The organism is Nocardia pneumoniae NBRC 100136, from assembly GCF_000308755.1.
Taxonomy (GTDB): domain Bacteria; phylum Actinomycetota; class Actinomycetes; order Mycobacteriales; family Mycobacteriaceae; genus Nocardia; species Nocardia pneumoniae.
Window position 1 is genome coordinate 59398 of the sequence record NZ_BAGF01000076.1, and the last position, 17049, is coordinate 76446.

Annotated in this window: 18 protein-coding genes; 13 read left to right on the forward strand and 5 right to left on the reverse strand. The window is 65.5% G+C overall.

The features are described 5' to 3' along the window. The first annotated feature begins 73 nt into the window (after positions 1-73). The 5 genes from ON34_RS24850 to ON34_RS24870 all read left to right on the forward strand — a co-directional run bounded on the left by ON34_RS24850 (position 74) and on the right by ON34_RS24870 (position 3817). On the forward strand, positions 74-529 hold the full coding sequence (locus ON34_RS24850; protein ID WP_051023070.1) for a MerR family transcriptional regulator: 456 nt from the start codon (positions 74-76) through the stop codon (positions 527-529). Beyond that, positions 526-1578 carry an aldo/keto reductase gene (locus ON34_RS24855; protein ID WP_083889741.1) on the forward strand — a complete coding sequence of 351 codons (1053 nt, stop codon included), beginning with the start codon at positions 526-528 and terminating at the stop codon, positions 1576-1578. Before ON34_RS24850 ends, ON34_RS24855 begins: the two co-directional genes overlap by 4 nt. A gap of 25 nt (positions 1579-1603) precedes the next feature. Continuing rightward, entirely contained in the window at positions 1604-1897 is a 294-nt protein-coding gene (locus tag ON34_RS24860; protein WP_040783709.1) for a putative quinol monooxygenase, read from the forward strand. Positions 1898-1998: 101 nt separating this feature from the next. Then, positions 1999-2793: a GNAT family N-acetyltransferase gene (locus ON34_RS24865; RefSeq protein WP_040783711.1), complete on the forward strand. Its 795-nt coding sequence runs from the start codon at positions 1999-2001 to the stop codon at positions 2791-2793. A gap of 34 nt (positions 2794-2827) precedes the next feature. Next, positions 2828-3817, forward strand: coding sequence for a pirin family protein (locus tag ON34_RS24870; RefSeq protein ID WP_040783713.1), 990 nt, complete (start codon positions 2828-2830; stop codon positions 3815-3817). Positions 3818-3871: 54 nt separating this feature from the next. Here the strand turns inward: ON34_RS24870 and ON34_RS24875 are convergent, their stop codons facing one another. Further along, positions 3872-4348: an SRPBCC family protein gene (locus ON34_RS24875; protein WP_040783715.1), complete on the reverse strand. Its 477-nt coding sequence runs from the start codon at positions 4346-4348 to the stop codon at positions 3872-3874. Further along, positions 4345-4677, reverse strand: coding sequence for an ArsR/SmtB family transcription factor (locus tag ON34_RS24880; protein WP_040783717.1), 333 nt, complete (start codon positions 4675-4677; stop codon positions 4345-4347). Before ON34_RS24880 ends, ON34_RS24875 begins: the two co-directional genes overlap by 4 nt. A 218-nt stretch (positions 4678-4895) precedes the next feature. Here ON34_RS24880 and ON34_RS24885 point away from each other — a divergent pair, with 218 nt between their 5' ends. Next, positions 4896-5519, forward strand: a complete 624-nt coding sequence (locus tag ON34_RS24885) for a DUF8020 domain-containing protein (RefSeq protein WP_040783719.1) — start codon at positions 4896-4898, stop codon at positions 5517-5519. Here the strand turns inward: ON34_RS24885 and ON34_RS24890 are convergent. Then, the gene (locus ON34_RS24890) at positions 5516-6370 is read right to left on the reverse strand and encodes a helix-turn-helix transcriptional regulator (protein WP_040783721.1); all 855 of its coding nucleotides are present in this window, start codon (positions 6368-6370) and stop codon (positions 5516-5518) included. The two genes, ON34_RS24885 and ON34_RS24890, sit on opposite strands and share 4 nt — an antisense overlap. Positions 6371-6470: 100 nt before the next feature. On the opposite strand from ON34_RS24890, the gene ON34_RS24895 reads away from it, so the two are divergent. The 7 genes from ON34_RS24895 (at position 6471) to ON34_RS24925 (ending at position 12771) form a co-directional block, all read left to right on the forward strand. After that, entirely contained in the window at positions 6471-7481 is a 1011-nt protein-coding gene (locus ON34_RS24895; protein WP_040783724.1) for an aldo/keto reductase, read from the forward strand. Positions 7482-7773: 292 nt separating this feature from the next. Further along, a complete protein-coding gene (locus ON34_RS24900) occupies positions 7774-9294 on the forward strand; it encodes an MFS transporter (RefSeq protein ID WP_040783727.1) in 1521 nt (506 codons plus the stop codon). A gap of 41 nt (positions 9295-9335) precedes the next feature. Further along, entirely contained in the window at positions 9336-10139 is an 804-nt protein-coding gene (locus tag ON34_RS24905; RefSeq protein ID WP_040783733.1) for a hypothetical protein, read from the forward strand. Positions 10140-10289: 150 nt separating this feature from the next. After that, positions 10290-10718, forward strand: coding sequence for a YbaB/EbfC family nucleoid-associated protein (locus ON34_RS24910; RefSeq protein ID WP_040783736.1), 429 nt, complete (start codon positions 10290-10292; stop codon positions 10716-10718). Continuing rightward, positions 10718-11014: a hypothetical protein gene (locus ON34_RS24915; RefSeq protein WP_040783739.1), complete on the forward strand. Its 297-nt coding sequence runs from the start codon at positions 10718-10720 to the stop codon at positions 11012-11014. The genes ON34_RS24910 and ON34_RS24915 overlap by 1 nt, the downstream gene beginning before the upstream one ends. Further along, positions 11011-12228, forward strand: coding sequence for a DUF6973 domain-containing protein (locus ON34_RS33820; RefSeq protein WP_051023072.1), 1218 nt, complete (start codon positions 11011-11013; stop codon positions 12226-12228). Before ON34_RS24915 ends, ON34_RS33820 begins: the two co-directional genes overlap by 4 nt. 165 nt (positions 12229-12393) lie before the next feature. Continuing rightward, complete coding sequence (locus ON34_RS24925) at positions 12394-12771, forward strand: hypothetical protein (RefSeq protein ID WP_040783742.1); 378 nt, start codon at positions 12394-12396, stop codon at positions 12769-12771. A gap of 95 nt (positions 12772-12866) precedes the next feature. Here ON34_RS24925 and ON34_RS24930 read toward each other — a convergent pair whose 3' ends face one another. Together ON34_RS24930 and ON34_RS38640 are read right to left on the reverse strand one after the other, a co-directional pair. Next, on the reverse strand, positions 12867-16820 hold the full coding sequence (locus ON34_RS24930; protein ID WP_040783744.1) for a DNA-directed RNA polymerase subunit beta': 3954 nt from the start codon (positions 16818-16820) through the stop codon (positions 12867-12869). Between the two features lie 102 nt (positions 16821-16922). Further along, on the reverse strand, positions 16923-17049 hold a 127-nt coding region (locus ON34_RS38640), incomplete at its 5' end, for a hypothetical protein (RefSeq protein WP_373291977.1).

Below are 17049 nucleotides of genomic sequence, written 5' to 3' on the forward strand. Positions count from 1 at the left end.
ATCGAACGCAGCTTGCTTGGAGTGCACTCCAGGTGACTAGCGTCGTCGGTGTTCATCGGGAAAGGCGAGCACAGTGAGTGAAACCGCACTGCAGGAGGACAGAAGCGATCGGGAGCAGCCGCGGTACTCGATCGGCGAGGCCGCCGAGCGATCCGGACTGAGCCGGGACACGTTGCGCTGGTACGAGCGGATCGGGCTGATGGATTACATCGGCCGGGATCACACCGGCAAGCGCCGGTTCAGTGATCGCGATCTGGAATGGCTGGCGTTGATCGGCCGGCTGCGCACCACGGGCATGTCGGTGGCGGACATGGTCCGCTACGCCGAGCTGGTGCGCGCGGGGGAAACCACGTTCCCGCAGCGGCTGGAGATGTTCCGGAACACCCGCGCCGAGGTACTCGCCAAGATCGATGAACTTCGTCAGACCCTGGCCGTGCTGGACTACAAGATCGCCCTGTACGAGGGCAAAACCAAGGAGGCCCAGCCGGCCGCGGTCACCGCGCACGACAGCGAAGGGATCAACCTATGAGCAGCGATTCGATGGTGGGTGGCAGCACGGCGACGGGCGGGGCCACAACCGGCGGGCTTCCCACCACCACGCTCGGCACGTCCGGCATCGAGGTGGGGACGCAGGGTCTGGGCTGCATGGGAATGAGCGAGTTCTACGGGCCAAGCGATCTCACCGAATCCCGGGCGACGCTGGAGCGGGCGCTCGAACTCGGGGTCACGCTCTTCGACACCGCCGATGTGTACGGCTCGGGTCACAACGAGGAATTCCTCAGCGATTTCGTCCACGCCGAACGCGACCGGGTGGTGATCGCCACGAAGTTCGGCATCGTCCGCAAGGCCGACGACCCGGCCTACCGCGGGTTCGACAACTCTCCCGCCTACATCCGCGGCGCGGTGGAGGCCAGCCTGCGCAGGCTGCGGATCGACACCATCGACCTCTACTACATGCACCGCAAAGACCCTGGCGTGCCGATCGAGGACACGGTCGGCGCGATGGCGGAATTGGTGCAGGAGGGCAAGGTTCGCGCACTCGGCCTGTCCGAGGTGACCGGCGCCGAATTGCGTGCGGCGCACGCGGTGCACCCGATCGCCGCCGTGCAGTCGGAATGGTCGCTGTTCTCCCGGGACGTCGAGGCGGCCGTGGTCCCGGCGGCCGCGGAACTGGGCGTGACCTTCGTGCCGTATTCGCCGCTGGGGCGTGGTTTCCTCACCGGCGCGTTCACCGGCACCGCGGACGCGAACGATTTCCGTTCCACCATGCCGCGCTTCTCCGGCGAGAACGCGGCACACAACGCCGAGCTGCTGGCACCGTTGCGGGCCATCGCCGAGGCGCGCGGCATCACGCTGGCGCAGGTCGCGCTGGCTTGGGTGCACGCACAGAGCAGGGTGCGCGACATCGCGGTGGTGCCGATCCCGGGCACCCGGAGCCGGGCCCGGCTCGCCGACAACGTGGCCGCCGCGACCATTTCGCTGACCGACGACGAGCTGACGACCCTGGAGCCGATCGCGGGCAAGGTCTCCGGAACCCGCTATGCGGATATGTCCTTCACCTCGGCGGGCCGGGAATAGTCGCACACGAGATCGGGAGACGAATATGTCGACCTTGACGCTCAATGTCCGCTTCACCGCCAAGCCGGGTCGCGAGGCGGAACTGAAGGATCTGCTCCAGAGCATGATCGAACCGACCCTCGCGGAGGACGGCTGCATCGGCTACGAGCTGTATCTGCACCCCACCGACCCGCGCCGGGTGGTGCTGCTGGAGGAGTGGGTCGACGCGGACGCCCTCGCGACGCACTTTCGGACGCCGCACCTGGAGGCCTGCGTGGCGGCGTTGGAGAACATCCTGGTCGAGCCCTTCGACCTGCGCCGGTTCACGGAGATCGAGTGATCCACCCGCGCCGGTCCTCATGCCCGAGCACCGGACCGGAGTCCACTTATCGGTGGTCCGGCTCGGGTGAGTTCACCGAAGAGGGCTAACATCCCACGAATATGAAGCCCGATACGCCGCACGATCGCGTCTGGATCGACAAGCGGACCCCGACCGCGTTCCGCGCGCTCAACAGCGTCGCGAGCGAGGTCAGGGCCGCGGGTGCGGCGGCAGGGCTGGATCGCCGGATCATCGAACTGATCAACCTGCGTGTCTCCCAGCTCAACGGTTGCGCGTACTGCCTCGACGTGCACTACCGGGCCGCGCTCGCGGCCGGAGCGACCGAGCAGGAAATAGCCGTGCTGCCCGGCTGGCGGCGCGGCGGCACATACACCCCGTTCGAGCGGGCCGTGCTCGCGGTCGCGGAGGTCACGGCGACGCTTCCGGACGAAGACACCATCGAGCGTGAGTACGCTTTCGCTCGCCGGTACCTGACGGACGATCAGCTGTCTGTCGTCATTTGGGTGGCCACCACGATCGGCGCGTTCAACCGCGTCTCGATTCTCAGCGGACACCCGGTACGCGCACGGAAGGAGAAGGCAAGCATGACCGAATCGGCTCCGGAATCCACTGTCGTCCGCAACGACGAGCGGCATCGCTACGAGGTGTTCCACGGCGGAGAATTGGCGGGCTTCGCCGAATACGAGGAGCGCGACGACGAGACGGTGTTCACCCACACCGAGGTCGACGGCGCGTTCTCCGGCAAGGGCCTCGGCTCGATCCTGGCGAAGAACGCGATCGAGGACGCGATCGAGCGCGAGCGCGTTATCCGGCCGCTGTGCCCGTTCATCAAGGGATACCTGGAGAAACATCCGCAGTACGACGCGCACGTGATCGGCAAAGGCGTCACACGGTGAGCGAGCGCCAGCCGAGCGCCGGCGAGGCGCAGTCGTGAGTGATCTCGATCCTCGCCCTGCGGAGACGCTGTGCGAACCGGCGCCGGGTCCAGGTCCGGCCGCGGAGCTGTACCCGGCACGCGAGGTGCCGCTCGGCGGGGTCCGCGGCGTCTTCGTGGAACGCGTGCTCCCGCAACGGGATCTGCCGACGGTGGGCGCGTGGTGCTTCCTCGATCACTTCGGCTCGCCGACCGTCACCAAGACCGACGCTCCGCCGGACATCAATCCGCACCCGCACATCGGCCTGCAGACGGTGACCTGGCCGTTCGAGGGACGCATCCGGCACCGCGACTCGATCGGCTCGGACGTGCAGATCGAACCGGGTCAGCTGAACCTGATGACCTCGGGGCGCGGCATCGCCCATTCCGAGTACGCCGTGCCCGGCGCCCCCGCCGGGCACGGGTTGCAGCTGTGGATCGCGCTGCCGGGCGACCGCACCGGCATCGATCCGCACTTCGAGCAGCACCGCGAGCTGCCCGTCCTGGAAGCTCCCGGCCTCAGGGCGATCGTGCTGATCGGCTCACTGGCCGGGGTGACCTCACCCGCGATCGCCTACACGCCCATCGTCGGCGCGGATGTGCGGGTGCAGCCGGGAACCGATGTCACCGTCCCGCTGGAAACCCGTTTCGAGCACGCGGTGCTGGTGATCGAGGGCCAAGTGACGATCGCGGGCCACGAACTCGCTCCCGGCCCCTTGCTCTACCTGGGCACCGATCGCGACGAGCTGCGCATCAGCAGCGCGGAGGGCGCTCATCTCGCGCTGATCGGCGGCGAGCCGTTCGGCGAGGAACTGGTGATGTGGTGGAACTTCGTCGGCCGCAGCCACGAGGACATCGTCGCGGCCCGCGCGGACTGGGAGAACCACGACGTCAGCCGGTTCGCCGACATCTCGGGCCACACGCCGCAGCAGCGCATTCCGGCACCGCCGCTGCCCGGGCTGCATCTCAAGCCACGCAAACGCCGCATCGGTCCGGCCAGGGACTGATGACGTGATTCGGCCCCACTCGCGGCGGCGACCGGGGCCGAACGCGTCTGTGGATCAGCCGCGGGCCAGCAGCGCGTCCAGCGCGCGGTAGCTCTGATTGAGCCCGGTCTCCATACCGGATTGCAGCATCCCGTCCCGCTCCTGAGGCGTGTGGAACTGACTGTCGGTGACCACCTTGGTTCGGCCGTCGCCGAGGTCGACGAAGCTGACGTGGTCGATCGCGACATAGGCGGGCATGCCGTCCCACTCGAAGGAGTACACGATGCGCTCCTGCGGGGTCACCTCACGGAAACGGCCTTCGAAACCGTCGGTGCCCTCGTCGGAGTGCTCGACGAAGCGCCAGTGGCCGCCCGGCCGGAACTCCCACCGCTCGATGTCGAGCTTGTTGCCGCGCCCCCACCACTGGGCGAGCAGTTCGATTCGGCTGTAGGCGTCCCACACCCGTTCCCGCGGGGCGTCGAAGATGCGCTCGATGTGGATGGTGCGGTCGGTGTCGGTCGTGACAACGGCGTCGTTCGTGGTTGTACTCATGGTTCCTGCTCCGTTCGCTCGAGAAATTCACCGAGACGATCCAGCCGAGCTTCCACCATCCGCCGGTAGCCCTGCATCCAGGCCACTTCGCGGTCGAAGACGTTCTCACCGAGGCGGCAGTACCGCACCCGGCCGCGCTTCTCCGTGACCACCATGCCCGCCGCCTCCAGCAGCTGGATGTGCTTCTTGACGCCGGTCAGCGTCATGTCGAAGCGCTCGGCCAGCTCACTGACGGTCGCGGGCCCACTGCCGAGTCGCTCCAGGATCCCGCGCCGGGTGGGATCCGCGAGCGCCCCGAAGGAGGCATCCAGGAAGTCATACTGAACCATCTAGTTCAGTATTGCGTGCGCCAGCGTGGACGTCAAGAGGCACCGACCCACCGTCTTGGTTCACACATCGACACGAGCCCCGGGTTTGCCGAGCGCAACAGCGAATTCCGCGTGGCGCGCACCGAAGGAGGCCGTGTCCCAACCCTTCTGATAACGCCCACCGGACGGTATGTTCTTCGGACGAACCGGACACGGGGGCGGCACACGGAAAGAGCACGATGAGGATCTCCCACTTCACCGCGACGGCATTGATGGCGTTGGCGGCCACCGCGATCACCACCACCGTCGCGCACGCGCAACCCGCGCCCGACGACGCTCCGCTCGACTTGAGCGGCTCCTTCCACCAGGTCGCCTACCAGGTCGCCGCGACCGATGACCGGCGCGCGGCGGTGGCCACCCTCCAGGACGGGACCTTCGAGCTCACCCACGACGATCGCGTGGTGCAGGTGTCCGACCGGGACGGCAAGATCGTCGCCGCGCTGCCGATGGCATTGCGTATCGGGGAACAGCGCGTGGCACTGCGCCCGGTGGTCGAGGACGCGGGTCACCGGCTCACCCTCGCACCGACCGGCCTGACCGACGCACCGCTGCGCGACGTCAGCGCGCAGGAGCGGTTCTACGCCGAGGCCGAGAAAGCCATGCCGTCGATCCTCACCGGCGCGGGGATCGGCGCGGCCATCGGCTTCGTTCTCGGATTCCCGCTCGGGCTTTTCGTGCTCGACTTCATCACGGTGCCCGCCGCCGCGGTCGCGGGCGCCGCGATCGGCGCGATGGCCGGATTCGTCATGGGCGGTGGGCAGCCCGCCGTCGACGCGGCGCTGCAGTACGTGACCGCGCCCTAGTCGAGCTGGTCGGCGGCGGTCAGCTGCTGCGTCCCGATCACGCGCAGCAGGTCCAGTTTCTCGGCCGCGTCCGTGCCTGGACGCGGAAGGTAGACCAGCAGGCGCTGCGCGGCGTTCGGGGTGAGCAACGTTTCGCACACGGTGTCGATCAGGCCGACCTGCGGATGCAGGATGCGCTTGGTGTCAGAAAGCCGCACCGCCACTTCGTGTTCGTCCCAGAGCCGATCGAATTCCGTGCTCTCGGAACGCAACTTGGCGATGAACTCGGCGACGTCCGCGTCGCCCGCCCGGCGCGCGGCCGTGGCGCGCAGGTCGGCGACGTGCTGGCGGCCGAGCCGAGCCCAGTCCTCCGCCGGGAAGATCGCGCGGGACGGGATGTCGGTGAACCAGCGGTAGGCGTAGTACCGGTCCCAGCCGCGCCGCTCGGCGTGATCGCCGACGAGCAGCGTGTGCATCCGGTTCTGCACCAGCACCTCGCCGAGATCGGTGACGACGGTGGCCGCGGTGTCGTCCAGTTTCGCGAGCAGGTGCATCAGACCGGGACCGACGTGTTTGTCGGTCGGCTCGCGTCCCGGCGGCGCGTGGTCGCACAGATGGTAGAGATAGTCGCGTTCATCGGTGGTGAAGCGCAGTGCGCGCGCGAGCGCGGCCAGTACCTGGGTGGACGGGCGCGGGCCGCGTGCTTGCTCCAACCGGGTGTAGTAGTCGGTCGACATGCCCGCCAGCAGCGCGACTTCGTCGCGGCGCAGGCCGGGCGTGCGCCGCCGGACGCCGGGCGGCAACCCCACGTCGGCGGGCGTGAGCTGCTCGCGGCGGCGGCGCAGGAAATCGGCGAGCTCGGCACGGTCCATGCCACCACTGTCCTCCCCTGCGCCCAGCTCAGCCAGGGATCGCCACTCCCCCGATAGACGGTCTCTCCCGCACCGGGTCCGCGCAGGTCAGGCTGGTTCCATGACGACAAAGACGAGCAGTGAAGTACGACTCGGGGCGACCGGCCCCACGGTGAGCCGCATCGGCCTCGGCGCGATGGGCATGTCCGGCATGTACGGCGCGGCCGACGACGCCGAATCGACCGCGACCATCCACGCGGCGCTGGACTCCGGCGTCAACCTGATCGACACCGGCGATTTCTACGGCGCGGGCCACAACGAGATGCTGATCGGCAGGGCCATCGCCGCACGCCCACGCGAGCAGGTGGTGCTGAGCGTGAAGTTCGGTGCGCTGCGCGGCCCCGGCGGCACGTGGGGCGGTGTGGACAGCCGCCCGGAGGCGCTGCGCAACTTCCTCGGCTACAGCCTGCAACGGCTCGGCGTCGACTACGTCGACATCTACCGGCCCGCACGGCTCGACCCCAACGTCCCGATCGAGGACACCGTCGGCGCCATCGCCGACCTGATCGAGGCGGGATACGTCCGCCATATCGGCTTGTCCGAGGTCGGGGTGGAAACCATCCGCCGCGCCGCCGCCGTTCATCCGATCTCGGATGTGCAGATCGAATATTCGCTGATCTCGCGCGGCATCGAGGCGGAGATTCTTCCGGTGTGCCGAGAACTCGGCATCGGTATCACGGCCTACGGCGTGCTCTCGCGCGGCCTCCTCAGCGATTCGATCCGGCCCGGAACTACGTTCGACGCCAAGGACTTCCGCGCACACAGCCCCCGCTTCCAGGGTGAGAACCTGGACCGCAATCTCGAGCTGGTCCACGCGCTGGGCGAAATCGCCAGGCACAAGGGCGTATCGGTCGCACAACTGGCCATCGCCTGGGTACTGACCCGCGGCGACGACATCGTGCCGGTCATCGGCGCTCGCAAACGCACGCGCTGGGCGGAAACCCTGGGCGCCCTGGACATCTCACTCACCGACGACGAGCTGTCCGTCATCGAATCGGCCGTGCCCGTCGACCGAGTCGCCGGAGAACGCTACGCGACCGCACAGATGGCGATGCTCGACAGCGAGCGCTGACATCGCTGGTGGAGCGCGGATTTCGAGCCGCGCTCCACGGACGGTTCGCGCTCGCGCAGCCTTCTGTTCGTCTCCGAACTCCATGCCGACGGCACGCCAGCCGAGGCTCGAGTCCCGCTCAACTCGCCTGTCGCAGTGCGGCTTTCGTCGGAGCGACACGCCGCAGGAACGTCGTTGATATTGTCCGCCCACTTTATCGTGCCGTTAAATAGTGGCACAATTCACAGCGAGTCAACAACTACGTAACCCAAGCGCAACCAGACTCCGCTGGGGCGGTGAGGAGCGACGGCTAGTGCACCTGTTCAGACGCGAATCCGGAGCGGCGACGGCACAGAAGGAAAGCATCCGAAGCCTGGTTCCGGCCCGGATGGACCGGCTTCCGTGGACCAGATTCCATTGGCTCATCGTGGTGGGTCTGGGTGTGTCCTGGATCCTGGACGGCATCGAGATCCAGATCGTCAGCAGCATGGGCGGGCCGCTGCAGAACGCCGAGACCCTGAACCTGACCAGCGGTCAGGTAGGCGCGACGGCGTCGTGGTATCTGGCCGGTCAGGTCGTCGGCGCGCTCGTCTTCGGTCGGCTCACCGATAAACTCGGCCGGAAGAAGCTGTTCATCCTGACCCTGGCGATCTATCTCATCGGCAGCGGATTGGCCGGTTTCGCCTGGAACAGCTGGTCTCTCTACCTGTTCCGGTTCCTTGCCGGAACGGGGATCGGCGGCGAATACACCGCGATCAACTCGGCGATAGACGAGATCATGCCGTCGAAATATCGAGGGCGGGTCGACATCGCGATCAACGGCACCTATTGGGGCGGTGCGGCATTGGGAGCGGTGGCCAGTCTGTTCCTGTACAACGAGAACTACATCCCGGTCCACTGGGGATGGCGGATCGGCTTCTTCATCGGTCCGGTCCTCGGGCTGGTCATCATTTTCCTGCGCAGGCACATCCCGGAAAGCCCGCGCTGGCTGCTCACGCACGGGCGTGCCGCCGAAGCCGAGCAGACCGTCGACGAGATCGAAGCGCGCCTGCGCAGCCAAGGCGTCGAACTTCCTCCGGTCGACGATCGCAAAGCCCTGGACATCGTCGACACGAATCGACTCTCCTACTTCCAGATGGCCCGGATCTTCTTCGGTCAGTATCCTTCCCGATCCTTCCTCGGGTTCACGATGATGGTCACGCAGGCATTCCTGTACAACGCGATCTTCTTTACCCAGGCAATGGTCCTGACCTACTTCTACGACGTACCGGCCGATCACACCGGTTACTATTTCTTCCCGTTCGCCATCGGCAATCTGATCGGCCCATTGGTGCTCGGCCCGCTGTTCGACAGCATCGGCCGACGGAAGATGATCTGTGCGACCTATGTGGTCTCCGGCCTGCTGTTGCTCGCCTCCGCCGCCGCATTCGATGCGGGCATCCTCAACGCCACGACCCAGACAGCTTTCTGGTGTGTCATCTTCTTCTTCGCCTCGGCCGGCGCCTCGTCGGCGTATCTCACCGTCAGCGAAATCTTCCCGCTGGAACTGCGCGGCCAAGCCATCTCGTTCTTCTTCGCGATCTCGCAGGCCGCGGGTGGTGTCGTCGCGCCGTACGTGTTCGGTCATCTCGTTGGCGGTGCCGACAACCCGAGCCCCGATCGGTTCCCGCTCACCGTGGGATACCTCTTCGGCGCCGCGGTCATGATCGTCGGCGGCGTGATCGCCTGGTTCTTCGGCGTGAACGCGGAAGGCCGGTCGCTCGAGGAGATCGCGGACCCGCTGTCGAAGGCGAAACCGTCGGATACGAGTCTCAGCCCAGCCGTCAGTGACTGAACCGAGCATGTGCCCGTCGACGATGAAGGGATTTTGTCACCATGGTGCAGCCAACCCCTTGGCAGACGAGCAAGCAGCAGCACCGGCAAGATGACTCGGCAAGCCACGGCGAAGGCAGTACCCGAAAACGGCGGGTCGATGTCGCGAGGCTCCTGACGCCGCTGAAACCGTTCGCGACCGCGCTCCAGGGAAACTGGGGCTATCTGTGCGCCGCCGCCGGATGCGTCATCACATTCATACTGCTGTTCAAGCCGTGGCTCAGCAGCAGTGGACCCGACGGCTCGATCTACAGCAATGCGTTCGGTCAAACCCGCATCACCACTACCCTGGTGGGTCTCTGGTCGCAGAAGCCGCCCAATCACAGCAACCTCAACGGCATGTGGGCCGTTCTCGCCACCGCGGCGATTTTCGTCACGGTCGTCGCCGCGGTAGTCAATCTATTGGCCCGCACCACAGCGCTCGCTCACTTGACCGCTGGTTCCGCGGTGGCGGTAGCGCTTTTCGTCCTCTGTATCTTGGTGTACCTCAATGCAAAAGGTCCGGAGTTGCGTGCCATGGTCGGTTCCGGCCCGCCCACCGACCTCGGCGTTCAAATCGGCTACGTGATCCGATGGGCCTCAGGCAACGGACAATACCCGCTGCCAGGGCTACGGAAGGTCGAGTTCGACACCGCGAAACTCACGAGTACTGCCCTGGTCGCGGGGGCGACTTCGGTGTTTTCGGCCGTAGTGGCAGTCGGGCAATGGTTTCACAGAATGAAATCGCTCCGCCGCCTCCGGCAGAGCGACGAAATATCCAGCGGTACAGAACAATCCGGGTCGTCCAGCATGACCACTACGCCGTAGAACGACGATCGCCCCGTTCCGAGTCGAGCGGGGCGATCGTTTGTCGTCACCTACCGGTAGTCGCAGAAGCCGTGTCGGGCAAAGCTGGACTCCCCACCGCAGGATCACTGGGTAGTCTGTTCGCTGCAGAAGGAGGGGAGTCCCGAACCAATGGACGACATGAGCGCGCGGGCGCTCGAAATCAAGCGAATCAACGAACAACTCGCCGCAGTGCGCGGCTCGGCTCGGTCGATGGATGGCAGCGTCAGCATCGAAACCGACGTCAACGGCCGCATCACCGATCTCTACCTCGCCGACTACGCGATGGAGAACGGTCCGGACCGACTGGCCGCACTCATCATCGATCGCCATCGAGCCGCACTGGACAACGCCAACGCCGAGGCGACGCGGATCTTCGATGCGCCCGCAGACAACCCGTCGACGCCGAACAACCTTACAGCGCTGGGCGATCCGTCGGCACCGGACAACTTCACGGCGAACGAGCTCACCCTGGAGTGGACGCCGTCCCATCTCAGACGCGACGACACCTACCAGAACAATCAGTGGCGCGAGCCCTCCGACTGGGATCGGAGGCGCTGATGTTCAACGTCGACCCAGCGCGGATGCGTGAGCTGGCAAAAGAGGTGCGGACGAACGCGGACGCACTGGCCGCCAAAGCGCCGATTGCGCGCGACAGCCGCAAGGAAGTCCGGCCGGCGATGGAAAATTCGAACTTCGCTACCAAGATCGAAGAGGTCTTGCAGGCAATGGATACGGTTATCGACTACCACACCCGACGGTTGCGCGACCGCTGCGATGAAATCAGTACGCAGGCAGACGCGTACGAAGCCGTCGACCTCGAACGCGCCGCTGATCACAACAGGTTGGGTCGATGAGCGTAAAGCTGCTGAAGGTTTCGCAGGTGCTGAAATGGAACCTCGAAGCTGCCAAAACGACTGCGGCCAGCGTGCTTTCAACGGCGTTGGGCGTCGAGCAGGAAGCAACGTCCGCCGAGAGCAAGATCGACCGATCACGAGACTACTACGAGAGTGAAGCCGGAGACTCCGTCCGCTCACGTAGTCGAAAGGATCGCGACGAGTGCATCACCACCGCCGACGTACTCGAAGAAATGGGCAAGATGATCAGATCCCTCACCGATGACATCGAAGCCAATATTCAAACCATCCGGGATAAGAAGAAGGAAGCCGAGGACTCTCGCTGGAACCTGTTCGTACAGGAAGACGGCGAGGTGCTGTCGCACGACTCCAACTGGGAGACATCCAAGAAATACTTTCCGTTCGGCGGTGCCGCCGTTGCCGCGAAAGAGTTGACGATCACTCTGCTGAGCAGTGCCATCCAGGGTGCGCTGCGGAACATCCAGCGTGATGATCAGGAGGGCGCCGAGCAGTTCGTCCGTTTGATCGAGAAGCTGCCCGATGCGGTGAAGCAAGGCGTTGCTCTGGTGCCGGACGATCCCAAGCTCGCGAAAATACTCACCGACTACCAAACAGATGTGTCCAAAGGTGAGCCTCAGTTGTGGCCGCTCGGTGCGGAACTGGAGGCAATCCGCCTTATCAAGCCCGACTTCAACCCCTCGCTCATGACATCCGAAGAGATCGATGCGATGAAGAGGCTCCTCGTGAGCAGTCCGTTGGGCCCAGCGCATGTCATCGAGCAGGTGCAGCTCACAGAAACTGCGAAAGATACCGCGAAAGAGTTGTATCCGAACTCTGTAGACGATGGCCAAGGCGATGCCTTCCGGCACGCATACTGGAACGCTTTGATGACACAGAAGTACGGCGAGGATTGGACAAAAGAGTACACCACGGCACACGAGAAAAGCGGTGGAAATACGCCTCAGCGCGAGGCTATGGACTTATACAACAACGAACTCGGCCGCAAAGTCGCGCTCGCCCATCCCAATGCGTCGCCAGAGGAGTTGAAGGACCTGATCCGGACCGAGATCGCCAATGGCAATGCGATCGTCATCGAAAGCAAGGGTCTGGACGGCAACACCAAGCCGTCCCAAATAACTTGGAGCAATGCCGTCAGCGAAGCACAAACCGGCCCCCCGCCCGGCGTGGGGGTTCCGCTCCCGGGAAGGAAGTGAAATTCGATGAGTACAGCACGAGCCACCATTTCAATTCTGGCAGCGACCGTGGCTATTTCGCTCCTGCCGGGTTGTGGAGTACTGTCTCGCCCGAACCGATCCGACTCCGAAGCAGGATGCGCAAACGCCTACACAGTGACATCGAGCGTCGACAATCTAGGGTCGGTGCGTGAATTCACCCGGCAGGCGATGAAGGCGGCAACCGGTACAGAACCCGTTACGTTGGCCGACATCGCGCACGCTGCTGGCTGGAGCGATGATTGGGACCGGATGGTCGATGTGCCGCAAGACATCACGGCGGAAGAGCTCAACAGACGAGCTGGCACCCCGAGTAACTGCTGGGAAGATCTCCCCACGCCCTACAGTAGCGACGGTGACGGACCACCTCGGGGCTACTACCTTTTCCTGAAGAATGACAAGGCAGTTCAGGCGGTGAGCTGGTACTACGGCCACGATCAAGCTTTCGATTTCCGCGGCCAGGACGCGATCTACCCGACCACCGTCCTCACCCCCTGGGCAGGCCAACTCCGTCCCACACCGTGAATCGTCAAGGCAACTAGCGATTTTCAAGAGCCCCATAGCACTTCGGCCCCCACTCCGAAACGGAGCGGGGGCCGAATGCTGTTACAGCCGATGAATTACCGGTAGTCGCTGAACCCGTAGTCGTCCAGCGGAACCGCGGCGCCGGTCGGGGCGCCGAAGCCCTCCGGGCTGTAGTAGGTGTCGTCGTAGGACGGCACCGCGTACGCCGCGGCACGGGCCTCTTCGGTGGGCTGCACCTGGATGTTCCGGTAGCGGTTGATACCGGTACCGGCCGGGATCAGCTTGCCGATGATCACGTTCTCCTTGAGGCCGATGAGCTTGTCGGAGCGGCAGTTGATCGCCGCGTCCGTCAGGACTCGGGTGGTCTCCTGGAAGGACGCCGCCGACAGCCACGAGTCGGTGGCCAGCGACGCCTTGGTGATACCCATCAGCACCGGGCGACCCGACGCGGGCTCGCCGCCCTCGGCGACCACGCGACGGTTGGCGGCCTCGAACTCGGCGCGCTCGGTGAGCGAGCCGGGCAGGAACTCCGTCGAACCCGAATCGATGATCGTCACGCGACGCAGCATCTGACGCACGATGACCTCGATGTGCTTGTCGTGGATCGACACACCCTGCGAGCGGTAGACCTCCTGGACCTCGTGGACCAGGTGGACCTGAACCTGCCGGGGGCCCATCACGCGCAGCACCTCGTGCGGATCCGCCGCGCCTTCCAGCAGCTGCTGACCGACCTCGACGTGGTCACCGTCGGAGAGCAGACGCTCGGTGCCGTCGTCGTGCTTGAACACGCGCAGCCGCTGCCGCTTCGAGAGCTTGTCGTAGACAACCTCTTCGCCACCGTCATCCGGGATGATGGTGATCTTGTAGAAGCGATCGTCGTCCTCCAGCCGCACGCGACCGGAGACCTCGGCGATGGGCGCCTTGCCCTTCGGCACGCGCGCCTCGAACAGCTCCTGCACACGGGGCAGACCGCCGGTGATGTCGTCACCGGCGACACCACCCTGGTGGAAGGTGCGCATGGTCAGCTGGGTACCGGGCTCACCGATGGACTGCGCGGCGACGATACCGACGGCCTCACCGATGTCGACCAGCTTGCCGGTCGCCATCGAGCGGCCGTAGCAGGTCGCGCACACGCCGGTGCCGGTGGTGCAGGTCAGCACGGAGCGGACCTTCACCTCGGTGATGCCCGCCTCCAGCAGCGCCTCGAGCGCGGGATCGCCGAGGTCGGCGCCCTTCGCCACGATGACGTTGCCCTGCTCGTCGATCGCGTCCGCCGCGAGCGTGCGCGCGTAGGTGGAGGTCTCCACGTGCGGGTCGCGGATGATCGAGCCGTCGAGCAGCTTCTCCGCGATCGGCACCACGATGCCGCGCTCGGTGCCACAGTCGTGCTCGCGCACGATGACGTCCTGCGACACGTCCACCAGACGACGGGTCAGGTAACCCGAGTCGGCGGTACGCAGGGCGGTGTCGGCCAGACCCTTACGAGCACCGTGGGTGTTGATGAAGTACTCCAGAACCGTCAGGCCCTCACGGAAGGAGGACTTGATCGGCCGCGGGATGAACTCACCCTTCGGGTTCGTCACCAGGCCCTTCATACCGGCGAGGGTACGGGTCTGGGTGAAGTTACCCGTGGCGCCCGAGTCGACGATCGTGATGATCGGGTTGTCGGCCGGGTAGTGCGCGCGCAGCGCCTTACCGACCTCCTCGGTCGCCTCCTGCCAGATCTTGACCAGGGCGTTGTTGCGCTCCTGGTGATCGAGCGCACCACGCTGGTACTTCTTCTCGATCTGATCCGACTGCGCCTCGTAGCGCTCCATGATCTCGGCCTTCTCCGGCGGCACGAGCACGTCGGACATGGAGACCGTCACGCCGGAACGCGTGGCCCAGTAGAAGCCGGCGTCCTTGAGCTTGTCGACGGTCTGCGCGACCACGATCATCGGGTAGCGCTCGGCGAGATCGTTGATGATCGTCGCCTGACGCTTCTTCGGCATCTGCTCGTTGATGAACGGGTAGTCCGCGGGCAGCAGCTCGTTGAACAGCACCCGGCCCAGCGTGGTCTCGGTGGTCCACGCGTCGCCGCGGCGCCAGCCCTCGGGGAACAGCGCCGCCTCGACGTCCTTCGGCGGACGCTGGTCGGTCAACCGCACCTTGATCAGCGAACGCACGGTGAGCTCACCGCGGTCCACCGCCATCTGCGCCTCGGCGGGCGAGGAGTACACGCCCTGCTCCGGAGCGTCCTTGGTGGCCGGCTGGTAGGAACCCTTCGCGCCGTCTTCCAGGCGGGTCAGGTAGTACAGGCCGGTCACCATGTCCAGACGCGGCATAGCGAGCGGACGTCCAGAGGCGGGCGACAGGATGTTGTTCGACGACAGCATCAGCACGCGCGCCTCGGCCTGCGCCTCCGCGGACAGCGGAAGGTGCACGGCCATCTGGTCACCGTCGAAGTCGGCGTTGAACGCTTCACAGACCAGCGGGTGCAGCTGGATGGCCTTGCCTTCCACCAGCTGCGGCTCGAAGGCTTGGATACCGAGGCGGTGCAGGGTGGGCGCGCGGTTGAGCAGCACCGGGTGTTCGGCGATGACCTCTTCGAGGACGTCCCACACCTGCGGCCGCTGCCGCTCCACCATCCGCTTGGCCGACTTGATGTTCTGCGCGTGGTTCAGATCGACCAGACGCTTCATCACGAACGGCTTGAACAGCTCCAGCGCCATCAGCTTGGGCAGACCGCACTGGTGCAGCTTCAGCTGCGGACCGACGACGATGACCGAACGGCCCGAGTAGTCGACGCGCTTACCGAGCAGGTTCTGGCGGAAGCGGCCCTGCTTGCCCTTGAGCAGGTCGGACAGCGACTTGAGCGGGCGGTTGCCCGGTCCGGTGACCGGACGGCCGCGGCGGCCGTTGTCGAACAGCGCGTCGACGGACTCCTGCAGCATCCGCTTCTCGTTGTTGACGATGATCTCGGGCGCGCCGAGGTCGATCAGTCGCTTGAGGCGGTTGTTGCGGTTGATCACGCGACGGTACAGGTCGTTCAGGTCGGAGGTGGCGAAGCGGCCACCGTCGAGCTGAACCATCGGGCGCAGCTCCGGCGGGATCACCGGAACGGCGTCGAGCACCATGCCCATCGGCGAGTTGCCGTTGGCCTGGAACGCCGCGACGACCTTCAGTCGCTTGAGCGCACGCAGCTTCTTCTGGCCCTTGCCGGTGCGGATGGTCTCGCGCAGCGACTCGGCCTCGGCCTCGATGTCGAAGTTCTCCATCAGCTTCTGGATGGACTCCGCGCCCATCGCGCCGGTGAAGTACTCGCCGTAGCGGTCGACCAGCTCGCGGTAGAGCACCTCGTCGACGATGAGCTGCTTCGGGGCCAGCTTGGTGAAGGTGTTCCAGATCTCCTCCAGCCGGTCCAGCTCGCGCTGGGCACGGTCGCGGATCTGGCGCATCTCGCGCTCGCCGCCGTCCTTGACCTTGCGGCGGACGTCGGACTTGGCGCCTTCGGCCTCCAGCTCGGCCAGGTCGGCCTCGAGCTTCTGGGCGCGGGCCTCGAGGTCGGCGTCGCGCTGGTCGGCGACCGCCTTCTTCTCGACCTCCATCTCGGCCTCGAGCGTGGACAGCTCGTTGTGCCGCAGCTCCTCGTCGACGGCCACGATGACGTAGGCGGCGAAGTAGATGATCTTCTCCAGATCCTTCGGCGCCAGGTCGAGCAGGTAACCGAGGCGCGAGGGCACGCCCTTGAAGTACCAGATGTGGGTGACCGGAGCGGCCAGCTCGATGTGGCCCATGCGCTCGCGGCGCACCTTGGCGCGAGTCACCTCGACGCCACAGCGCTCACAGATGATGCCCTTGAAGCGGACGCGCTTGTACTTGCCGCAGTAGCACTCCCAGTCCCGGGTGGGACCGAAGATCTTCTCGCAGAACAGGCCGTCCTTCTCCGGCTTGAGCGTGCGGTAGTTGATGGTCTCCGGCTTCTTCACCTCACCGTAGGACCACTGACGGATGTCGTCGGCGGTGGCGAGGCCGATCCGGAGTTCATCGAAGAAGTTGACGTCTAGCACGTAACTTCCTTTCCCCTGTGCGGGTCGAATTCGAGCAAAAGTTCACTAGTTGGTTATGCGCGGAAGGCCGGATGCCGTCTGTGGCGGCATCCGGCCGGCCGCCTAGTTCGCCAGATCGTCGACGGTGGCCGCTTCGTTCCTGGACAGGTTGATGCCCAGGTTGGCCGCCGCACGCTCCAGGTCCTCGTCCTCGCCTTCGCGCAACTCGATCGCGGCGCCGTCGGAGGAC